Annotated in this window: 16 protein-coding genes; 9 read left to right on the forward strand and 7 right to left on the reverse strand. The window is 60.4% G+C overall.

Annotation, left to right across the window (positions count from 1 at the left end; translation table 11 throughout):
* Nucleotides 1–516, forward strand: a 516-nt coding sequence (locus tag FHT78_RS17405; protein WP_183746517.1) for a porin, incomplete at its 5' end; no start/stop codon positions are given.
* 533 nt (nucleotides 517–1,049) lie between these two features.
* Nucleotides 1,050–1,982 carry a LysR substrate-binding domain-containing protein gene (locus FHT78_RS17410; RefSeq protein WP_183746519.1) on the forward strand — a complete coding sequence of 311 codons (933 nt, stop codon included), beginning with the start codon at nucleotides 1,050–1,052 and terminating at the stop codon, nucleotides 1,980–1,982.
* An 8-nt stretch (nucleotides 1,983–1,990) separates the two neighbouring features.
* Here FHT78_RS17410 and FHT78_RS17415 read toward each other — a convergent pair whose 3' ends face one another.
* Together FHT78_RS17415 and FHT78_RS17420 are read right to left on the reverse strand one after the other, a co-directional pair.
* The gene (locus FHT78_RS17415) at nucleotides 1,991–2,674 is read right to left on the reverse strand and encodes a DNA alkylation repair protein (protein ID WP_183746521.1); all 684 of its coding nucleotides are present in this window, start codon (nucleotides 2,672–2,674) and stop codon (nucleotides 1,991–1,993) included.
* Nucleotides 2,675–2,687: 13 nt separating this feature from the next.
* Nucleotides 2,688–3,557 (reverse strand): NAD(P)-dependent oxidoreductase, encoded by an 870-nt coding sequence (locus FHT78_RS17420; protein WP_183746524.1) that lies wholly within the window; start codon nucleotides 3,555–3,557, stop codon nucleotides 2,688–2,690.
* Between the two features lie 265 nt (nucleotides 3,558–3,822).
* On the opposite strand from FHT78_RS17420, the gene FHT78_RS17425 reads away from it, so the two are divergent.
* The 7 genes from FHT78_RS17425 (at nucleotide 3,823) to FHT78_RS17455 (ending at nucleotide 9,984) form a co-directional block, all read left to right on the forward strand.
* A complete protein-coding gene (locus FHT78_RS17425; RefSeq protein ID WP_183746526.1) occupies nucleotides 3,823–4,788 on the forward strand; it encodes an aliphatic sulfonate ABC transporter substrate-binding protein in 966 nt (321 codons plus the stop codon).
* A gap of 234 nt (nucleotides 4,789–5,022) precedes the next feature.
* Nucleotides 5,023–5,988, forward strand: a complete 966-nt coding sequence (locus tag FHT78_RS17430) for an aliphatic sulfonate ABC transporter substrate-binding protein (RefSeq protein WP_183746528.1) — start codon at nucleotides 5,023–5,025, stop codon at nucleotides 5,986–5,988.
* A gap of 58 nt (nucleotides 5,989–6,046) precedes the next feature.
* The gene (ssuD, locus tag FHT78_RS17435) at nucleotides 6,047–7,222 is read left to right on the forward strand and encodes an FMNH2-dependent alkanesulfonate monooxygenase (RefSeq protein ID WP_183746530.1); all 1,176 of its coding nucleotides are present in this window, start codon (nucleotides 6,047–6,049) and stop codon (nucleotides 7,220–7,222) included.
* 88 nt (nucleotides 7,223–7,310) lie between these two features.
* Nucleotides 7,311–8,147: an aliphatic sulfonate ABC transporter permease SsuC gene (gene ssuC, locus FHT78_RS17440; protein ID WP_183746532.1), complete on the forward strand. Its 837-nt coding sequence runs from the start codon at nucleotides 7,311–7,313 to the stop codon at nucleotides 8,145–8,147.
* A 10-nt stretch (nucleotides 8,148–8,157) separates the two neighbouring features.
* A complete protein-coding gene (locus tag FHT78_RS17445; protein WP_183746534.1) occupies nucleotides 8,158–8,979 on the forward strand; it encodes an ATP-binding cassette domain-containing protein in 822 nt (273 codons plus the stop codon).
* A gap of 95 nt (nucleotides 8,980–9,074) precedes the next feature.
* On the forward strand, nucleotides 9,075–9,659 hold the full coding sequence (locus tag FHT78_RS17450) for a TetR family transcriptional regulator (RefSeq protein WP_183746535.1): 585 nt from the start codon (nucleotides 9,075–9,077) through the stop codon (nucleotides 9,657–9,659).
* 40 nt (nucleotides 9,660–9,699) lie between these two features.
* Nucleotides 9,700–9,984 carry a hypothetical protein gene (locus FHT78_RS17455; protein ID WP_183746538.1) on the forward strand — a complete coding sequence of 95 codons (285 nt, stop codon included), beginning with the start codon at nucleotides 9,700–9,702 and terminating at the stop codon, nucleotides 9,982–9,984.
* A gap of 18 nt (nucleotides 9,985–10,002) precedes the next feature.
* On the opposite strand, the gene FHT78_RS17460 is transcribed toward FHT78_RS17455, so the two are convergent.
* The 5 genes from FHT78_RS17460 to FHT78_RS17480 form a co-directional block, all read right to left on the reverse strand.
* Nucleotides 10,003–10,680: a glutathione S-transferase family protein gene (locus FHT78_RS17460; RefSeq protein WP_183746541.1), complete on the reverse strand. Its 678-nt coding sequence runs from the start codon at nucleotides 10,678–10,680 to the stop codon at nucleotides 10,003–10,005.
* A gap of 99 nt (nucleotides 10,681–10,779) precedes the next feature.
* Nucleotides 10,780–11,601, reverse strand: coding sequence for a class I SAM-dependent methyltransferase (locus FHT78_RS17465; protein ID WP_183746543.1), 822 nt, complete (start codon nucleotides 11,599–11,601; stop codon nucleotides 10,780–10,782).
* Between the two features lie 43 nt (nucleotides 11,602–11,644).
* Nucleotides 11,645–11,911, reverse strand: coding sequence for an usg protein (locus FHT78_RS17470; protein ID WP_183746545.1), 267 nt, complete (start codon nucleotides 11,909–11,911; stop codon nucleotides 11,645–11,647).
* A 160-nt stretch (nucleotides 11,912–12,071) separates the two neighbouring features.
* Nucleotides 12,072–12,902 carry an ABC transporter permease gene (locus tag FHT78_RS17475; protein ID WP_183746547.1) on the reverse strand — a complete coding sequence of 277 codons (831 nt, stop codon included), beginning with the start codon at nucleotides 12,900–12,902 and terminating at the stop codon, nucleotides 12,072–12,074.
* Complete coding sequence (locus tag FHT78_RS17480; protein WP_183746549.1) at nucleotides 12,899–13,705, reverse strand: ABC transporter permease; 807 nt, start codon at nucleotides 13,703–13,705, stop codon at nucleotides 12,899–12,901. Before FHT78_RS17480 ends, FHT78_RS17475 begins: the two co-directional genes overlap by 4 nt.
* Nucleotides 13,706–13,794: the final 89 nt, after the last annotated feature.

The raw sequence follows: 13,794 nt of genomic DNA on the forward strand, positions 1-13,794 counted from the left end.
TACGCTGGTCTGAGCGTCGACGAACTCGAAGACGGCGTCTTCAAGGCTGATGAAGCTCCGAACAATGTCGGCGTTGCCTTCGGCATCGGCGGCACAGCTGGCGCCTTCAGCTACCAGGTCACCGGCGGCTGGGACTTCGACAACGAAGACGGCGCAATCCGCGCCATGGGTACGGCTGAACTCGGCCCGGGCACGCTCGGCCTCGCTGCTGTCTACTCCAGCGGCCCGAACTCCTACTACTCGGCTGCTGAATGGGCAGTTGCTGCCGAATACGCCATCAAGGCAACGGACAAGCTGAAGATCACCCCCGGTGTTCAGTACTACGGCAACTACTTCGGCGGCGACAAGGCTGTTCCGGATGACTTCGACGGTCTCGGCGATGCCTGGAAGGTCGGTCTGACGGTCGATTACCAGATCGTCGACAACTTCTACGCCAAGGCTTCCGTTCAGTACCTGGATCCGGAAGATGGCGACGACGTAACCACCGGTTACTTCCGTCTGCAGCGCTCGTTCTAATCTGAACGACGGAACCCCCGGCCTCGTGCCGGGGGTCTCCCAACCCACGAGTTTCTGATCAGAATGACCTCCGATCAGTAACGAGGGACTGGTCCGGTTTTCCCTGCTGGGCCAGTCCTTTGCAGTTGAAAGCCGATATGAAACCCGGAGCGCCGCCACGCTTGCCGGCTCACCTTCAGCAGCTTTTGCGGAATTTTCCCCGACACCTGCATATTTAGCGAGTATCAGCGGATTCGCTGACTCTGATTGATCGTTTCCAATCTATGGGCGACATGCGCCTTTTTCGTTGCGCGACTTCATCCTTCAAATCGCGCCGCTGATGGTTTTCTCCTTCGGATTGATGCCGCGACAGCATTGGTCCGAAAATCGGAATCGATTTTCGGAAAGCCTGATGCGCAGATTCAAAGAGTTACAGTGTCCTCCGTGCATCGTATGGACGCACGGCGCTCAATGGGGCTGCAACGTGAGAGGTGAGGCGCTATGAGCATTTTCAGAGGCTGGCATTCATTACCGCTCTCAGGTAGGCTTCGATAATGGACGATCTCAACGACTACTTCTATTTTGCAGCCGTCGTCTCCAGCGGCGGCTTTGCTTCCGCCAGCCGAACCTTAAAAATCCCCCGATCCAAGCTGAGCAGACGCGTCAGCCGTCTGGAAGATTGCCTGGGGACGCGGCTGATCGAGCGTTCCACACGTCACTTCCGGGTGACGGAGATCGGTCAGGCCTTCTATGAGCAGTGCCAGACAATTCTGAGAGAGACCGATCGCGCCAAATCGATCGTTACGGAGGCCCAGTCCGATCCGCAAGGCATCGTGCGCATGGGCTGCCCGCTCGGCCTCATCGATATTTCGCTCGGGGCTGTGTTGCCCGAGTTCCTGGAACGCTACCCCAAGATCAAGCTGCAGATCATCGGCTCTGACCGGCGCACCGACCTCATCAACGAGCGCATCGATGTCGAAGTCCGCGCGGCGAGCGAGCCGGAAACACAGACGAGCCTGACGATGCGCAAGCTCGACCGGGCGCGTCGCATCCTCGTCGCCAGCCCCTCGCTCGTCGAGCGCATGGGCGAACTCGGCAGCGTCGATGACCTCGGCAATGCGCCGACACTCGCCATGACCACATGGATGTCCTTCCATACCTGGGAGTTGGTCGGTCCTGATGGCGAGAAGAAGGTCGTGCGGCATCAGCCGCGACTCACCTGCCGCAGCATGACGGCTATCCTCGATGCCGCACGCGCTGGTGTGGGGTATGGGCTCATCCTGGAGCATGCCTGCGCGCAAGATATCCAGTCCGGCCGGCTGGTTCGTGTGCTGCCGGAGTGGCAGACGGTCGAGAGCCAGTTCTACCTGGTCTTCACGACCGCCAAAGGCATGCCGCCGGCGGTGCGGGCGCTGATCGATTTCCTCGTCGAGAAGTCCAGGCAGAATCAGATCGTCGCGGCAGGGGCTGCGATCGCGGCACAGTAAGGCTTTCGTCAGCCGAGTCGCGCCAGCAGCTTTTCGCTCGTCAGTTCCCTGACCGCATCCTTGCCGATCCAGCGAGCCGTCTTATCGGTGCTTGAGGCGAGGCGTTCGGCAAGGGCGAGAGCAGGCTGACGGCAGGCGTGGCTGCGCTTGCCGATGTTGCGGAGCGCCCAGTTGACGGCCTTGCGGACGAAGTTTCTGTTATCGGCGGAATGAATTTCGATCAGCGGCAGGTAGGCAAGCAGGCTTTCATCTGGGTCCTTCTTCCGGTGAACCGCCGCACCGGCGATCATGGCGAAGGCGGTCCGCCTGACGAACTCTCTGATATCGGCGGCAAAGTCCGGGATCAGCGCGTCGAGATCAGCCTCGATAAAGAGGTCGGCGGCACAGTCAACGATTTCCCAGGAGTTGAAGCCGTCGGCAAGTGTGCGGGCGTCGGCTTCCGTCAGGCTTTTCGGATCGAACGTATAGAGCGCCAGCAATCGCGCTTCGCGGATGCCGCTTGCCCAGAGCGCCTTCGCTCTGATGTGATCCTTCTTTGCGAGCCGGGCGATTCTCTGCAGATCAGGATTGGAAATGCCGATGGCGGTTTCGGTAACGATGCCGAAACGCGCCATGCCGGCAATATTGTCTTCGGAGCGCAGCGTCTGAAGATGCGCTATCAGTTCTGCTGCACTCGAAGATGGGGAGATCATTGACAGTGCTTTTTCATTTTTCGAGGCGCGCGAGCAGGGAAGACGTATCCCACCTGTTGCCACCGAGCGCCTGGACATCGCCGTAGAACTGATCGACGAGGGCCGTCAGCGGCAGCTTGGCGCCGTTGCTGCGGGCTTCCGCCAGCACAATGCCAAGATCCTTGCGCATCCAGTCGACGGCAAAGCCGAAATCATATTTGCCCTGGTTCATGGTCTTGTGGCGGTTTTCCATCTGCCAGGAACCGGCGGCACCCTTGGAGATGACATCGACCACCTTTTCGATCTCGAGACCGGCGCGCTTGCCGAAATGCACAGCTTCGGCAAGCCCCTGGACGATGCCGGCGATGCAGATCTGGTTCATCATCTTGGTGAGCTGGCCGGAGCCTGCCGGACCCATCAGGCCGACCATGCGGGCATAGGCGTCGATGACGGGCCTCGCCTTTTCGTAGGCGGCCTCATCGCCGCCGCACATGACGGTCAGCACGCCGTTTTCAGCGCCCGCCTGGCCGCCGGAGACGGGGGCATCGATGAAGTCGACGCCCTTTGCCTTGGCCGCTTCATAGAGCTCGCGGGCGACTTCGGCGCTGGCCGTGGTGTTGTCGATCAGCACAGAGCCAGGCTTCATGCTCTTGAGCACGCCGTTCTCACCTGAGGTCACCTGGCGGAGATCGTCGTCATTGCCGACGCAGACGAAGACGAAATCGCAGCCCTCGGCGGCTTCCGCCGGGGTGGGGGCGGATTTGCCGGAAAATTTTTCCACCCAGGCGGCGGCCTTCTCAGCCGTGCGGTTATAGACGGTGACATCGTGGCCGCCTTTTGTCTTCAGATGTCCCGCCATCGGGAAACCCATGACGCCGAGACCGATGAAAGCGACTTTCGCCATATGCTGTCCTCCATAACCGCTTGCAAACTGGGTCAGAGGATTAGCGGAAACGGCTGATGACGGAAAGCCACTGACAAAGGAGAAGCGACCGCTCCTGGAACAAAATTTCTCCGCGCCCGACAAAACGGGGTCGGGAAAGTTTCAGATATCGCGAATATGATAAATTTAGTTGTCGATCTAATTTATAGACTAAATCATGATCACTCTATCGAAACGAACCGGCGGGCGCAGCAGGAGCGCCAGCCTGCCAGAAAAGGGGATAAAGATGATCACACGTCGACAGACGCTCGGGCTTTTCGGTGCCGCAGCCGCCACCGCCATTCTGCCATCGGTCCGGCCGGCACGAGCCGCATCAACGGAGTTCCGCATCGGCTGGCAGAAGAACGGCGTGCTCGCGCTCGCCAAGAGCCGCGGCGCCTTGGAAAAGCGGCTTGCTGATCAGGGGATCACGGTGAACTGGTCGGAATTCACCTCAGGCCCGCCGCTGCTGGAGGCGCTTGGCGCCGGTGCGCTCGATTTTGGCGCGACTGGCGATGTGCCGCCACTCTTTGCGCAGGCAGCAGGGCGTGCGCTCTATTATGTCGGCGTCTACAGGGGCAGCCCGGCGGGCTCCGCCATTCTGGTGCGCAAGGATTCACCGATCAAGACGCTCGAGGATCTGAAGGGCAAGAAGGTTGTCTTCAAGCGCGGCTCCAGCGCCCATAACGTAACGGTCAAAGCCCTGCGCAAGGCGGGGCTGAAGCCTGACGATGTGCAGCAGGTCGATCTTGCGCCGCCGGATGCGGCGGCGGCTTTCAAGAATGGCAGCATCGATGCCTGGTCGATCTGGGATCCCTATCTGGCCATCGCGGAAGCCGATCCCGATACGCGCGTCCTGACGACGGCGGAAGGCATCGTCGACTCCTACAGTTTCTTCCTCGCCAACAAGGATTTTGCCGACGCTAACAGTACCGTCATCGTCAATGTGCTGGATGAACTCGGCAAGGTCGGCCGCGCGGCGCAGGACGATCTCGACGCGACGATCAAGGAGCTCTCGGCAATAACAGGCGTTCCCGCCGACGTGACACGGGTGACGCTGCAGCGTCCCGGCGCCGATCTTGGCAGCGTGACAACTGTGACGGACGCGGCCGCCGCCTATCAGCAGGCGCTGGCCGACGAGTTCTACAATCTCGGTATCGTGCCGAAGAAGCTGATCACCGGCGATATCGTCTGGCATCCAAGGGCGAGCTAGTCCCACAGCTTAGGGTGGACACTGGGGCAGGGTGATACGAACTGCGGCATGGGAACGTCCTCATGCCGCGGAACCGGGCAAAATTATTCTCCAGATTACGTTAGAATAGCAAATTGATATTGTCGATCTAATTAGTAGTCTATGTCAGTATCTCCGCATGATCAGGCGCGCCGGTTCGCGACATTGGTTTGCAATAGGGAATGGCCGAAAACCACCGGAACGAGAAGAGATTTCATGTTCACACGCAGACAGACGCTCGGCCTTTTCGGTGCTGCGGCTGCCACCGCCATCCTGCCGCAGGTTCGCTCTGCAAAGGCTGCGGCCACGACACTTCGCATAGGCTGGCAGAAATTCGGCGTGCTGCCGCTTGCCAAGGCCTCGGGCGCGCTGGAAAAGCGGCTTGAGGCCAAAGGGGTTTCCGTCGAGTGGAACGAATTCACTTCCGGCCCGCCGTTGCTCGAAGCGGTCGGCGCCGGCGCACTCGATTTCGGCGTATCCGGCGATGTGCCGCCGCTCTTTGCGCAGGCCGCCGGTGGCGATCTTCTTTATGTCGGCGCCTATCGCGGCCCGGCCGCTTTCCACGGCCTGCTGGTGCAAAAGGATTCGCCGATCCAGAAGCTGGAAGATATCAAGGGCAAGAAAGTCGCCTACAAGCGTGGTTCCAGCGCCCACAATTTCGCGCTCAAGGTTCTCGCCAAGGCAGGGCTTTCTCTATCGGATATTACCGAAGTCGATCTGCCGCCGGCGGATGCGGGTGCCGCTTTCAAAAGCGGCAGCATCGATGCCTGGGCGATCTGGGATCCGTTCTTCGCGGTGACCGAAGCCGACCCGCAGACGCGGGTGCTGACGACCTCGGAAGGCCTGCTCGACAATTGGGGCTATTTCCTCGGCAACGGCACCTTTACCAGCGCTAATCCGGAAGTGATCGTCGATGTGATCGATGAGCTCGCCAAAGTCGGCGCGGCCGCGCAGACCAACCTCGACGACACCGTGAAAGCGCTCGCCCAGATCACCGGCGTCCCCGCCGATATCACCCGCGTCACGCTCACCCGCAGCCAGGCCGACCTCGGCAAGGTTTCGCTGGTTCCGGATGCCGCGCTCACCTACCAGCAGGCGCTCGCCGACGATTTCTACAAGCTCAAGATCGTGCCGAAGCAGCTCAAGGTCAGCGATATCGTTTGGCACCCGAAGGCGAGCTAACAGCCGCCAATCGGGCCATCCCGCCGATTTCAGACAGTTATAAGAAAGGAACGCGCTCATGACCGCTTCATCCGACCCGATCAATTTCCTCTGGTTCATCCCGACATCCGGTGACGGCACCTATCTCGGCTCCACAGATCTCAACCGCGCGCCTGAGATCGGCTATCTGACGCAGATCGCTCAGGCGGTCGACCGTCTCGGTTATTCTGGGGTATTGCTGCCCACCGGCGTTGCCTGCGAAGAATCCTTCGTGATGGCTTCGGCTCTCGCCGCCAAAACCGAGAAGCTGCAGTTCCTGGTGGCAATCCGCCCCGGCACGGCGTCTCCGGCCTATTACGCCCGCCTTGCCACAACGCTCGACCGCATTTCCAACGGCCGCCTGCTTCTCAATATCGTGGTCGGCGGCAGTCCTGCCGAGCTTGCCGGCGACGGCATCCATCTGGAGCATGACGAGCGTTATGCTCATGCCGACGAGTTCTTCCATGTCTTCGAAGAGCTGCTCGAAAAGGGTGTCGCGAGCTACGACGGCAAGTATATCAAGGCGACCGATGCCCGCCTCGGCTTCCCCTCGGTGCAGACGCCGCGCCCGCCGCTCTATTTCGGCGGTTCGTCTGACGCCGGCATCGATTTCGCCGTCGGCCGTGTCGACAAATATCTGACCTGGGGCGAGCCGCCGGTACAGGTTGCCGAAAAGGTGCAGAAGGTGCGCGCCGCCGCCGCCGGCAAGGGCCGTGACGTCTCCTTCGGCATCCGCCTGCACTTCATCGTGCGCGAGACGGACGAAGAAGCATGGGAAGCGGCTGACCGCCTCATCCGCCATCTCGATGACGAGACGATCGCCGAGGCGCAAGAGCGCTTCGTCAAGGAATCCGACTCTGTCGGCCAGAAGCGTATGGCAGCTCTTCACGGCGGCCGCCGCGACAAGCTCGAAGTCTCGCCGAACCTCTGGGCCGGTATCGGCCTGGTGCGCGCCGGTGCGGGCACCGCGCTCGTCGGCTCGCCGAAGACGGTAGCCGCGCGCCTGAGGGAATATCAGGAAGTCGGTATCGATACGGTCATCGGCTCCGGCTATCCGCATCTGGAAGAGGCCTATCGCGTTGCCGAACTGCTTTTCCCAGAACTCGGTATCGAGAGGGATGAACAGCGCCTCAGCTTCAACAACGAGTTCGGCCGCAGGAAGGTCTTCGCCGGCGGCAGCCACGGCGGCAACCTGAAGGTCGTTTCCGGCTCCTGATCGGGACCGGTTTCCCAACGCAATTCCGGGCGGGAACCGCATATCTCCCGCCGGCATTGGCCTAAAGCAAAGCGTGAGGAACATATCCATGTCGACTTTCGATACGCCGTTTGCGCGGGTTGCCGGAGAGGCCGGTAAGGGCAGGACGGGTTTCCGCCTGCCGCTGCCCGGACGCGACGAGCTGCTGCCCTATCTGGCGCCGGTTGCGATCATCGCGCTCTGGCAGTTCGGCTGCTCCGCTGGCTGGATTTCCTCGCGCATCATGCCATCTCCGGCCGATGTCGCCACGGCCTTCTGGACGGCGACGGTTTCCGGGCAATTGCCCGAGGATGTGTTGGTCAGTGCAGCGCGCGCCTTTGCCGGACTTCTCGTGGGCGGTTCGATCGGATTCCTGCTCGGTATTGCCAACGGCGTCTCCAAGCTTTCGGAACAGTTGACGGATACGACATTGCAGATGCTGCGCACCATCCCGCACCTGGCGATGATCCCGCTCGTCATTCTTTGGTTCGGGATCGGCGAGGAATCGAAGCTGTTCCTGACTTCGCTCGGCGTGCTCTTTCCTATCTATCTCAACACCTATCACGGCGTGCGCAATGTCGACCGCGACTTGATCGAGATGGGCAAGGTCTATGGTATGAGCGGCTGGACCTTGTTCCGAAAGGTGATTTTCCCCGGCGCGCTGCCATCGATCTTCGTCGGCCTGCGTTATGCGCTCGGAATCATGTGGCTGACACTGATCGTCTCGGAATCGATCGCCGCTTCCTCGGGCATCGGCCATATGGCCAACAATGCACGCGAATTCATGATGACCGATGTGGTGGTGTTGTCGCTCGTCATCTACGCGGTGCTCGGCAAGCTCGCCGATGTCATCGCCCGCGCGCTGGAGCGCCAGACGCTCAAGTGGAACCCGGTCTACACGAAATAGGACAGATATCATGACCGTCATCACGCATGAGCGTTTCCACCCTGTCGAAGCGGCTGAGTACATTGAGCATCGGCCGACCACAGCCGGCGAGGGCGCCGCGGCCATTACCCTTTCCGGCCTCGAAAAGAGCTTCGGCGTCAATCGGGTGCTGCGCGGCATCAACCTGCATATTCCTGCCGGCCAGTTCGTCGCCGTCATCGGCAAAAGCGGCTGCGGCAAGAGCACGCTTTTGCGCATCCTCATGGGTCTCGACGAGCCGACGGCGGGCGAACTGCGTTTCGAAGGTGCCGATGGCAGCGAGACAGAGCCCAATGCCCGCATAGTGTTTCAGGAGCCGCGCCTTCTGCCCTGGCTCAACGTCGCCGACAATGTTGCGGTCGGTCTCGGCGAAGGCATCGACAAAAAACGCGCGCTGGAGGAGGCGAAGGCCGTTCTCGGCGAAGTGCAACTCGCCGAAAAGACCGGCGAATGGCCGGCGCGCCTCTCCGGCGGCCAGCGGCAGCGTGTGGCGCTCGCCCGCGCCCTCGTCAGCAAACCCGGCATTCTTGCGCTCGACGAGCCGCTCGGCGCGCTCGATGCCTTGACCCGCATCAGCATGCAGCAATTGCTGAACCGCGTTTGGCGCGAACTCGGCTGCACCACCGTGCTCGTCACCCATGATGTCAGCGAGGCCGTGCATCTCGCCGACCGGGTGATCGTGCTGGAGGAGGGCCGCATCGCGCTCGATCTCGCCATTCCCTATCCGCATCCGCGCCGTCACGGCAATCCGGCTCTGGCGGAACTGGAAGGCAGGCTGCTGTCCGCAATCCTCGGCAGCGATGGCGGGCATTAGGCAGCCGTCGTCTTCTCCACAAGTCGCTTGATTTCCGTAGGTCAATTGTCCTAGAACCACCTGGGACAATTGACCTAGAACTGATGGGGATCACGATGAGCGCTGAGAATACCCGCGAGCAGATCGTGCAGGCTGCGGATCGGCTTTTTTACGAGTGCGGATTCGAGGCGACGTCATTCGCGCATATCGCAAGCGCCGTTGGCCTGTCGCGGGGCAATTTCTATTATCATTTCAAAACCAAGGACGAGATTCTTGATGCCGTCATTGCGCTGCGGATGGCGAATACGCAGGTCATGCTTGACGCTTGGGAAACCGAAGATGGGACGCCTGCCGATCGTATCCGCAGCTTTTTCAATATCCTCATCATGAACCGCGCCAAGATCATGGCTTATGGCTGTCCGGTAGGCACGCTCTGCAACGAGCTTGCCAAGCTCGATCATGCGGCCCAAGCCGATGCGGCGAAACTCTTCATGCTCTTTCGCAACTGGCTGACGCGCCAGTTTGCTGCGCTCGGCAGGGGGGCAGACGCCGATTCGCTTTCGATGCATGTGCTGATGCGAAGCCAGGGCGTCGCGTCGCTTGCGACGGCCTTTCGCGACGAAAATTTCATACGCCGCGAGGTCGCGGATATGAACGTCTGGCTGGAGGCGCAAATTGCCGGTAGCGCACGCGCCGCCTGATCTTCTTTCATCATAATCACACAATCCGAGGGATATTCAGATGTTTATCATCACGCTCAAATTCGCCGATAAGAGCAAAGCGCCGCGGCACGTGGAAGGGCATAATGCCTGGATCAAGCGCGGTTTCGATGACGGTGTATTTCAGCTGGTGGGCAGTCTTCAGCCGAATGCAGGCGGTGCCATTCTTGCCCACGGCATTGCGCGCGAGGAGCTTGAAATGCGTGTGAATGACGACCCTTTCGTTGCCGAAGGTATCGTGAGCGCTGAAATCCTGGAGATCGCTCCAGGCCGTGTCGATGAGCGGCTTGCCTTTTTGAAGGCCTAATCCGCCCGCCGCTCAGGTCTACGGCCGAAACTCTTCGGGCAGCTCTTCCTTATAGGGATAGAACTTGAAATAGGGCAGCGCCTCTTTCAGTGCGCGGGCGAAGGAGGGGCGCTCCAGCAAGCGTCTGTAATAGGCTTCGAGGCCCGGCCGTTTTTCCGTAAAGGGCACCAGCGTTCTCGCATAAAAGAGGGCGGGAGCGGCGGCGCAGTCGGCCATGGTGAAAGCGTCGCCTGTGATCCAGGCTTTGCCCTCGATCTGCTTCTCCACCATGTCATAGGCGAGGGACAGCAGACCACGCGCTTCATTGACGCCGTGCGGATCGGCCGAGCCTTGCGGGCGTATCCGGTCTATGACGATCTTCTGCATCGGCACCTGCACGTAGAGATCGAAGAAGCGATCCCAGAGGCGGACCTGAAGGGCGGCATTGGTTTCCTCGGGCACGAGCGGCACCGGGCCTGGATAGTGGCTATCAAGATATTCGACGATGATGCTGGTTTCAGGAACCGTGCTGTCGCGCGTCTCGTCGCGCAGGATGGGAATCTTGCCGACCGGCCAGAAGCGCAGGAGATCGGCGCTCGACTGTTCGTCGGCGAGATCGACGAAGCGGCTTTCAAAGGGCGTCCCGTTCTCGTAGAGCGCGATCAGCACCTTGTGGCAGAAGGAAGCAAGCGGATGCTGGTAGAGAACGAGCGCCATGCGATGACCTTTCGTGCTGAACGAACGCCGCGTGCCGGTTGCACGCGCTAAGGACGCTCTATAATTAGCAGCACGAAAGACAAATGCCAGATGGCGCGTTCAGCCGTTATACCGCGCCGTCACCAGATGGCCGGGGCTCGGGTGGCCTTCCTGCATGCGCACGTTGATCTCCATGATCTCGATCAGCTCGAAGCCTGTAGCAGCCAGCCGCTCGCGGATATAGGTCTCGGTGTGGATGAAGCGCTGGTGCGGACCGACCATATAGGGGCGGCCGTCGGCCAGCTTTTCGGGCAGGGTTTCCGAGGAAAAGATGAAGATGCCGCCGGCATTCATGTTTTCGGCAGCGCCGAAGAACAGCGGCTCCAGCGCGCCGAGATAGGGCAGCACGTCGGTCGCAGTGATCAGATCGAAGGGCTCTTCATCATTGTCGTCGAGGAAATCCTCGACCTCGGCGACGAAGAGCGTCTCATAGACTTCCTTCTCATCGGCGATGACGACCATGTTTTCCGAAATGTCGATACCGATCATCTCTTCGCAGAGGTCATTGAGCGCGCTGCCGGTGAGTCCCGTGCCGCAGCCGAGATCGAGCATGCGCTTGAAGGGACCGAGCTTCAGATCCTGCAGGCGCTGGCGCACGAGCATCGGCACGTGGTAACCGAGCTGCTCCACCAGCACATCCTCGAAGACTTCGGCGTGCTGGTCGAAGAGGGTTTCGACATAGGCGTCCGGCGCGCGAACAGGCGTCTCGCCGCGGCCCATGGAGGCGATACGAACGGCAGCGCCGCCGTGGTCGTCGGGATCGATTGCCAGGACGTCCTGATAGGCCTCGACGGCCGCGTCGATATCACCGGCTTTTTCAAGCGCGAGAGCGCGGTTATAAGCTTCCGCGAGAGCCTCTTCGTCGATCTTCTTTTTGTTCATGCGGGCGTTTTAGAGCCCACAGCTTACCATCGCAACTGCAATTTCAGTGCAATATGAATTCGCCCTTAAGGGAGCGCCATTCCGTTGCCGAAATGAGCCTGCGGTGAATGTAACGCACCGAATGCAGCGGCCCGTCCAGTTTCTCCTGCCAGAACTTCAGGAACCTGCGCATTTCTGGAAAGTCCGGGGCGAGGTCGTAGTCCTGCCAGATATAGGTCTGGAGCAAGGCCGGATGATCCGGCATGCGGTAGAGGATCTGGGCGGTCGTCAGCCCGTAACCCCGAAGCTGCTTTTCCATGTCCTTGTGCATTGTGTGTCGCTTCTTCTCGTTCCCACTCCGCGCTTATTAGCGCTGCATGATATGAGACCACGCAGTGGTTAACGGAAGCTTTACAGTTACTGCAGCAAAGAGCTATTCAATTTAATTTCAATCAGTTGGCAGCGACATCAGGTGAGTGCTGCCAAATCTCTCAGCGCTTCAGATGGCGTGTGAGGCGGCGCTCGATCCAGTTCCAGAGATGGCGCAGCGCCTCTACGATGGCAAGGTAGAAGATCGCCGCCCAAAGGTAGGTCTGGTAATCGAACGTGCGCGAGAAGGCGTAGCGCGTTTCGCCCATCAGATCGAGGACGGTGATGATGGCGACGACCGCCGAGCCCTTGATGAGCAGGATGATCTCGTTGCCATAGGGGCGCAGCGCCACGATGAAGGCCTGCGGCAGGATGATCTTGCGGAAGGCGATGACCTTGTGGATGCCGAGGGCCGCAGCGGCTTCATGCTGGCCGTGCGGCACGCTTTCGATTGCGCCACGCAGGATTTCCGCCTGATAGGCCGCGGTATTGATGGTCATGGCAAAGAGGCCGCAATACCAGGCATCGCGGAAGAACCACCAGAGACCGACGGCTTCCATCTGCGGCCGGAACGCGCCGAGGCCGTAATAGACCAGGAAGAGTTGTGCGAGCAGCGGCGTGCCTCGGAAGAAATAGATGTAACAGTAGGCAAGCCAATTCACCGCCCGGTATTTCGACAGGCGTGCCATGGCAAGCGGCAGCGAGAGGACGGCGCCGCAGATGACGGAGATGAAGACCAGGCTCAGCGTTATCCAGAGGCCATGGAGGTAACGCGGCCCGTAATGGGTGAATTTGTCCGGATCCCAGCCCGCGACGACGGTGAAGATCAGCAGCGCGGCTAGGAGCGCCCAAAAGGCGACGAGCAGGTAACCGATCAGCCTTGATGCCGTCACCGGCTTTGCCACCGCGCGGGGTGCCGGCTGCGGCGGGATGAGCGTCTCGGCATAACTCATCGGCGGACCTCCGAACGCCTGGCCCAACGATCGATATGGGCGAGGACGAAGGAGGAGAGGATTGCGAGCACGAGATAGAGACAGCAGGCGATGCCGTAGAAAAAGAATGGTTCCTTAGTGACGCGCACGGCGACGTTCGTCTGGCGCAGGATATCGGCGAGGCTGATGATCGAAACGTAGGACGTGTCCTTCAGCAGTACCATCCAGAGATTCATCAGGCCGGGGAGCGCGATGCGCACGAGTTGCGGCAGGACGATAAGGCGCAGTGTGCGGCCCCAATGCAGGCCGAGCGAGTCTCCCGCCTCATATTGGCCTTTGGGAATGGCGCGGAAGGCCGAGAGCAGCACTTCAGAGCAATAGGCGGAAAAGACGACCGAGAGCGCAATCACGCCGGCAAGGAAGGCGTTGATTTCGACCGGCGGGCCGTTGTAGCCGGCGAGATCCAGCAGATACTGGATGAGGATCTGCATGCCGTAATAGATGATGAAGAGCGTGAGAAGCTCCGGCAGGCCGCGGAAGATCGTGGTGTAGACGCCGGCGGCAAGCCGCAGCGACTTTTCTTCCGACTGCTGGCCGAGCGCCACGAGGAAACCGATGACGAGGCCGATCGGCAAGGTGACGACCGCCACCGAAACGGTGACCTGCAGGCCCAGCGCTATTTCATCGCCCCATCCGGTGTCGCCACAGGCAAGAATCGTCGACTGACCAAACCAGGTGAAGATGCCAACCGGTCCGCAGAGCGGATCGAAAATGTGCACAAGTAAGCTCCAGAAGGAGCCGAGCGCGGAAAATAATCCGCCCATGCCAGAATTCCCCTCACGGCTTTTGCCGTTTTGATCTTGCCACCTTTGTCAAACAAAAATGGCGGAAGAGCAAGCCTTCCGCCATTTCC

Origin of the sequence: Rhizobium sp. BK196 (assembly GCF_014193255.1) — a bacterium.
In the GTDB taxonomy this organism is placed as follows: Bacteria; Pseudomonadota; Alphaproteobacteria; order Rhizobiales; family Rhizobiaceae; genus Rhizobium.

Coding starts and splice junctions, on each gene's coding strand:
- FHT78_RS17410 (WP_183746519.1), top strand. CDS start 1,050: ATGGACGATCTCAACGACTACTTCTATTTTGCAGCCGTCGTCTCCAGC.
- FHT78_RS17415 (WP_183746521.1), bottom strand. CDS start 2,674: ATGATCTCCCCATCTTCGAGTGCAGCAGAACTGATAGCGCATCTTCAG.
- FHT78_RS17420 (WP_183746524.1), bottom strand. CDS start 3,557: ATGGCGAAAGTCGCTTTCATCGGTCTCGGCGTCATGGGTTTCCCGATG.
- FHT78_RS17425 (WP_183746526.1), top strand. CDS start 3,823: ATGATCACACGTCGACAGACGCTCGGGCTTTTCGGTGCCGCAGCCGCC.
- FHT78_RS17430 (WP_183746528.1), top strand. CDS start 5,023: ATGTTCACACGCAGACAGACGCTCGGCCTTTTCGGTGCTGCGGCTGCC.
- ssuD (WP_183746530.1), top strand. CDS start 6,047: ATGACCGCTTCATCCGACCCGATCAATTTCCTCTGGTTCATCCCGACA.
- ssuC (WP_183746532.1), top strand. CDS start 7,311: ATGTCGACTTTCGATACGCCGTTTGCGCGGGTTGCCGGAGAGGCCGGT.
- FHT78_RS17445 (WP_183746534.1), top strand. CDS start 8,158: ATGACCGTCATCACGCATGAGCGTTTCCACCCTGTCGAAGCGGCTGAG.
- FHT78_RS17450 (WP_183746535.1), top strand. CDS start 9,075: ATGAGCGCTGAGAATACCCGCGAGCAGATCGTGCAGGCTGCGGATCGG.
- FHT78_RS17455 (WP_183746538.1), top strand. CDS start 9,700: ATGTTTATCATCACGCTCAAATTCGCCGATAAGAGCAAAGCGCCGCGG.
- FHT78_RS17460 (WP_183746541.1), bottom strand. CDS start 10,680: ATGGCGCTCGTTCTCTACCAGCATCCGCTTGCTTCCTTCTGCCACAAG.
- FHT78_RS17465 (WP_183746543.1), bottom strand. CDS start 11,601: ATGAACAAAAAGAAGATCGACGAAGAGGCTCTCGCGGAAGCTTATAAC.
- FHT78_RS17470 (WP_183746545.1), bottom strand. CDS start 11,911: ATGCACAAGGACATGGAAAAGCAGCTTCGGGGTTACGGGCTGACGACC.
- FHT78_RS17475 (WP_183746547.1), bottom strand. CDS start 12,902: ATGAGTTATGCCGAGACGCTCATCCCGCCGCAGCCGGCACCCCGCGCG.
- FHT78_RS17480 (WP_183746549.1), bottom strand. CDS start 13,705: ATGGGCGGATTATTTTCCGCGCTCGGCTCCTTCTGGAGCTTACTTGTG.